Origin of the sequence: Streptomyces sp. NPDC058964, assembly GCF_042741275.1 — a bacterium.
Classification (GTDB): domain Bacteria; phylum Actinomycetota; class Actinomycetes; order Streptomycetales; family Streptomycetaceae; genus Streptomyces.
The window spans coordinates 1-5,337 of the sequence record NZ_JBHYKH010000586.1; the positions used below are offsets into that span (position 1 = coordinate 1).

A 5,337-nucleotide genomic window follows, 5' to 3' on the forward strand; every position below is an offset into this window, starting at 1 on the left:
ACGAGGAACTCATCAACCTGCACCGCAGGCACCGCGGGCGGGACGGCGGCATGGCGGTGATCTGCGGAGCCGGCGGCCTGGGCAAGACCACCCTCGCCGCCCAAGCCGCCCAACAGGCCCAGCAGGACGGGCACACCGTCTTCTGGATCCGCTGGCAGGACAACCCCGAACAGCTCGCCGACGACCTCACCACCATCGCCCAGACCCTCGGCCTGAGCGACCACCAACTGACCGAAGCACAGACGGGGCGTGCTGTGCTCGTCGACACCGTCTGGGACCACCTCGCCCGAGCAGAGGGCTGGGTGATCGTTGTGGACAACGTCGACACACCGACCCGGATCAGCCCCTCAAGCGAACCCGTTGCCGCCTAGCGCGGCTGGCTGCGCCCCCGACGGCGCCGGACTGCTTCTGATCACCAGCCGCAACACCACCACAAACACCTGGGGACCCCGCGCCCAGATCATGAACCTCGACCCACTGACGGAAGGGGCGGCAGGTCAAGTGCTATTTGCATGCCGACGGCTCCACAGGCGTGCACCGCAACCCCCGACGGTAGGTTCGTGCTGGCCGCGACCGGCAACCCGGCAGGGACCCTGCACGTGTGGGAGGTCCGTACGGGCCATCAGGTCGCAGCAGTCGCCGCGCACCAGCCTTCGTGCACCGCCTGCGTCGTCCTTCCGGACGTAAGCGCGGCGCTGACCTTCGGGGCGGACGGGCAGATCCGCCTGTGGGCACTGCCCGACCTTCGACCGCTCGGTGAGGTGGGCTCGGCACCACAACCGCTGATCTGTGGTGCCCTCAGCCGGACGGAACCGTACTGGCCTACGGCGGGCGGGAAGGCGACTTGTGGGTGCGCCGCCCGACGGACATGTCGTCGTCTGGGACCTCACCACCGGCGTCGGCACCCCGATTCATGCCTCAGCCGAGCCGGTCGTGGACTGCGCCCTCACCAATGACGGCTCCCTCCTCGCCGCGGCCGGCGACGACGGCCGCGTCCAGCTCTGAGAACTTCCCGACCTGCGCAGTCTGGGTGTCCTCGACGCCCACACCGCCATGACCGTCAACTGCGTCTTCTCCACGGACGGCGAAGCCATCGCGTCCGCTTCGGGAGACGGGCGGGTCTGCCTCTGGGATGTCGGCAGTGCCACCGGTTCCGTCCTCGGTGGTCACACCAGCCTGGTTCAGCAGTGCGCCTTCACTCCCGACGGCACCACGTCGCGCACCGCCTCGGTGGACGGGACGGCGAGGTCCTGGGACATCGTCACCGGCCAGGAGACCGGCTCTGTCGTAGCGCACCCCGGAATCTCCGTGCTGCTGCTCCAGCGCGAAGACGATCTGGTGCTGGCAGCAGGCGAGGAGGGCGTCGTCCTATGTGCCGAAGACCCGCTTGGACAAAGGTCGGACCCGGCCCGCGTCGGCACGCACGGCGCTCAGATCTGGGGACTGGCCGGGCTTCCGACCGGTGTCATCGTGACCGCGGGACTTGACGGGGTATGCCGAGTCTGGGACGTCTCTCTCTGCTCCGAACGCCTGCGATACGCCGGTGACAGCAGGGCCGTCCGGGGGTGTGCGGCCGCCGCCGACGGATCCTTCGTCGCCTCGGTCAGCGACTCCGGTCGGCTCCATCTGTGGGAGTCCGGCACGGGTGAGCCCCTGCTCGTGACGGACGGGCCGGGACGAGCCGCCCGGACGGTCGCAGTGGGCCCTGGCGGCGATCTGGTGACCGGTGGCGCGGACGGAGCCGTGGTACTCAGACGCCGCGCGGAGCACTGGCAACCGTTGACGCTCGGCCGGCACGAGGGAGCTCAAGTGCGGTACGCGATCTGGGTGACTCCGTCCCGAGTCGCCACCTGTGGCACCGACGGCTCCGACACAGCAGGTCCTCGCCCTCGGCCTCGGACGGCGTGGTCCGCAACTCCGGATGGATCTCGTCGCGTGGCCCGCCGAACCGCCGCCGTCGGGTGCCTGCTCCGACTCACGACTGAAGGGCAGACCATAGTCCTCGACTTCTCCGCCCTCCATGACTCTGCGGACCTCAGGGCGACGGTCATGTCGCAGCTCTTCTTCCGTCCCGACGTCACCTTCGACTTCCTCTACGCCATGCAGCAGAGCCTCGAAGCCGACCGGCAGGCGCCCGACGGGGATCCTCCTTCAACCGGCCGACCGGCGACTGCACCGGACGCCATCAAACACATGCCTCGCTTCGAACTGTCGAACTGGTACTACGACGAACCCGCAGTTCCTCATATGCCCGGTGTGCTCCTCCTCTACGAGACGCCCTTCCGCCTGCTGGTCCAGTCGGGCAGGGAATCTTCCGGAGAATCGCGTCAGTAGTTGGTGATCCTGGAGCAGTACAAGCTGTGTTTGGAGATGGCCGACTGGGTCAGTTTGCGCCGGTGCTTGACCGCCGCGTTCTTCCTCACCCTCAACACGACGGTCTTCGTGGCGATCGACACGTTCTGGCGAGACGGTTCCGTGGCCCGGGCCGTCCTCGATGCCCTGTTCCCTGTCTGGCACAAACATAACAAACCACATCAGTCATCTCATTATCTACCGCAGGCTGCGGACACCGCGACCACGCCGACGTAAACGCGGCGAAGAACATCAAGGCCGCAGGACATGCGGTCTCAGCCTGTGGAGACCTCGACACCGGTCGGTCTGTGAAGCAGGAACCCGTAGACCGGGCGACCGGCCGAACCCCCTCACAGAGGAATCCCCTTCGTTCACGTGGAGGAGGAAGTCAAAGCTCCTGGCGCGTGCCCGTGGGCGTACACACGCGAAGACTCCTCCGGCCGAAAGGCAGTGTCCCCACGCGCCCCATTCTGCGCCGTGCGTGGAACCGCAGGGCCGTGAGATGGCATCGTCGTGGATGCCCGCCCAAGTGTCGTTCAGCAGACAATGAGTTGGGTGGGGTGGCACACATCGTCAGTGGGGAGAGTTGCCGGACCAACGAACTCTTGCCACAGCAGCAGATCCGGCACGGGGAGGAACATTGGGCGTCAGTTGTTGCAGCACTCTCGCTGGTGCGGGGGGACTCAGGCTCACCGATGTGATCCCTGCGCCAGGCTACGTCCTCGGAATCTTGACGGCTTGGGTCATACAGATCCCCGCGCTGCCCAGGACCCTCTTCCATGCGCCGCCCAGGACTCCCTTCCGACCGGGCCGCAGTCTGCGGTTTCCCCTCACCTTCTTATTGTTCGCCACTCTGGGCGTTGCACACAGTTATTTCTATGGTCTTTTGATAGGACATGCGCTGCTGGTATTTCTGGCGCGCTACAGGACCCGCCTTCAGTTGGCCGGTGTGCTGCTGCAGGTGCTCCTGCCCGTCCTGCTGATTGCTCTGGCCACCCGCATCCTGCTTTCCCTTCCCCGAAATACCGGCGCCGACCCTGCGGGGTGGTGGTGGATTCTCCTAGCACTCTCAATCTCTACGGCAGGCATCTTCTGGGCCGTCCCGTACGGCAAAAAGCTGTCCTGGCAGGGCTCCTGGAGTTTCCCCTACCCGCTCACCACTCCGCCGAAGCCAACGCAAGTTGCCGCGAAGCCAGCCGTAAACCTGCAGGTCGACTCCGGCCAGCCGGTCCAGCAGAGCCGCCACCACGCCGGCGAGAGCGGAACGCGCGCCCGGGCACGGACCCCGGGGGCCAAGGACGACGCACAACAGAGCCCTCGTTACGCCCTCCTTCCCGGTCAGTCCCCGTTCAAGGGGGGCGTGATGTGGCTGGCCGGTTGGCTCTGCTGCCTAGTGGCTCTCGGACTGTCATTCTGGGGAACTCACCACCTCCTGACGACTCCTGTCTCGTCGACGAGCGGCTTCTTCGCCATTCTGGCGATGACGGGCGTGGCCGCGCTCGATCAGAGTCGGAAGCTATTCCTGCGAGGCCGCAGGCATCTCAAACTACCGATCGCCTCGCCGAATGTTCTCCGCCCCGGCTCCTACGTGCTGTACCTGAGATCATTCGAGGACGACAAAGCGCGCACCGCACTGCAGAAGCAACTCCTCGATCACCTTCAGGTGGGGTCCGATGCTACGGGCGGCTTAATCGGCTTGGTCACGTCCAGCCGCGATGAGGAAGAACATATCGCTGACGCACTACGCCCCATCGGGCCCATGGTCGCCGTCGGTGCCCCTGGCGAAATTCTTCCCTTTGCAGGAGCAGTGCGCATGTATCTGCCGAAAACATCCTGGCAACAACCAGTACGGCAGCTCATGGAGCGGTCCCGCCTGGTCACTCTCACGCTAGGCTCAAGTGCCGGAACACTGTGGGAACTCTCCGAAGCCATGCGCATTCTCCCGCCCCAGCGCCTGCTCCTGCTTGTCCCCGGGATGATGCACGAGGAAGAGTACGAGACGATCCGCACCAAAAATGAAACGGCTCTACGAGCACTTCCAGAATCCAGAAGAAACCCCACGTGGAAGGACAACGCCCCGCCCTCCCTCCCCGATTGCGCGTCCTATCGACGGTTCGTCGATCCAGTGATCGGTGTCATCCACTTCTCCTCGGACTGGGAACCTGCCTTCACCCGCACACCCGCCACCGGCCTCCCGTACGAGAGCCTGGGCACCTTCCCGTGGGAGAACCTGTGCACCAGTCTCATCCGCGGACTGCGCCCGACCTTCGAACAACTTGTCGCGCATGAAGAAGAGACCGGCTGGCACTGCGGCTGAGGCTGTTTTGAGAGGGTCACCCGAGTTACAGCCGAAGGTGAATAGCCGAGACTGTTGAGCCTGTCAGGGGATCCCCCAACACAATATCGATCTAGCCCGCCGGCGTGAACAGTGCCGGCACCGCAGTCCTCGACGTGCCCCGTCCAAGCATGCTCGAACTCGTCAGCTGAGTCACTCTGTTGAGGGAGCCGGGAGATGTTGGCGACTGTTCCGGTCGCGGCGTGTGTCCCTCTGTGCCTACCTGCGGGCGGCGCCTTCCGGCCACACCACATCTACCGGGAGGCCCCGTTCGTGGGCGGCGAGGACCGCGTCGGCGGTGCCACCCCCCTTCCCGCTCGGCCCTTCCCCGTTCCATACGGCGACAAGCCGGTCGGCGCGCTCCAGCAAAACGGCGTTGGCTGCGTCGAAAGCTTCCTGGCTGGCGGACGCGTAGGGCAGCTGTACCACTTCGTCAGCTGCGTCGAGCAGGCGGTCGAACAGTGGGGCTCGGTCCTCTGGGACGTGACGCCGGCGGTAGTCCGTGGAGGGGACGACGGCCACCAGGCGCCCGTCGGCAGCGAGGACGGCTTCGGCGAACAACGTGTAAACCCCCTCACCGAGTCACGATACGCCCCCACCAGAGACGGGCCCCAACAGCCCGATAATCACGCCCCCCCCGCAAACGACCC

The 5,337-nt window shown here is 65.8% G+C and carries 5 protein-coding genes and 1 pseudogene; 5 read left to right on the forward strand and 1 reads right to left on the reverse strand.

Going from position 1 to position 5,337, the window contains the following annotated elements:
* The 5 genes from ACFW2E_RS40825 to ACFW2E_RS40845 all read left to right on the forward strand — a co-directional run.
* Window positions 1-371: AAA family ATPase (locus ACFW2E_RS40825; protein WP_384475378.1), on the forward strand; the 371-nt coding region annotated here is incomplete at its 5' end.
* Window positions 372-846: 475 nt separating this feature from the next.
* Window positions 847-1,005: a hypothetical protein gene (locus tag ACFW2E_RS40830; protein ID WP_384475381.1), complete on the forward strand. Its 159-nt coding sequence runs from the start codon at window positions 847-849 to the stop codon at window positions 1,003-1,005.
* Window positions 1,006-1,026: 21 nt separating this feature from the next.
* Window positions 1,027-2,334, forward strand: coding sequence for a WD40 repeat domain-containing protein (locus tag ACFW2E_RS40835; RefSeq protein ID WP_384475390.1), 1,308 nt, complete (start codon window positions 1,027-1,029; stop codon window positions 2,332-2,334).
* Window positions 2,335-2,589, forward strand: coding sequence for a hypothetical protein (locus ACFW2E_RS40840; protein ID WP_384475384.1), 255 nt, complete (start codon window positions 2,335-2,337; stop codon window positions 2,587-2,589).
* A gap of 604 nt (window positions 2,590-3,193) precedes the next feature.
* On the forward strand, window positions 3,194-4,669 hold the full coding sequence (locus ACFW2E_RS40845; protein ID WP_384475387.1) for a hypothetical protein: 1,476 nt from the start codon (window positions 3,194-3,196) through the stop codon (window positions 4,667-4,669).
* Window positions 4,670-4,906: 237 nt separating this feature from the next.
* On the opposite strand, the pseudogene ACFW2E_RS40850 reads toward ACFW2E_RS40845, so the two are convergent.
* A pseudogene (locus tag ACFW2E_RS40850) lies at window positions 4,907-5,269 on the reverse strand (hypothetical protein); the annotation flags it as partial.
* Window positions 5,270-5,337 lie beyond the last annotated feature (68 nt).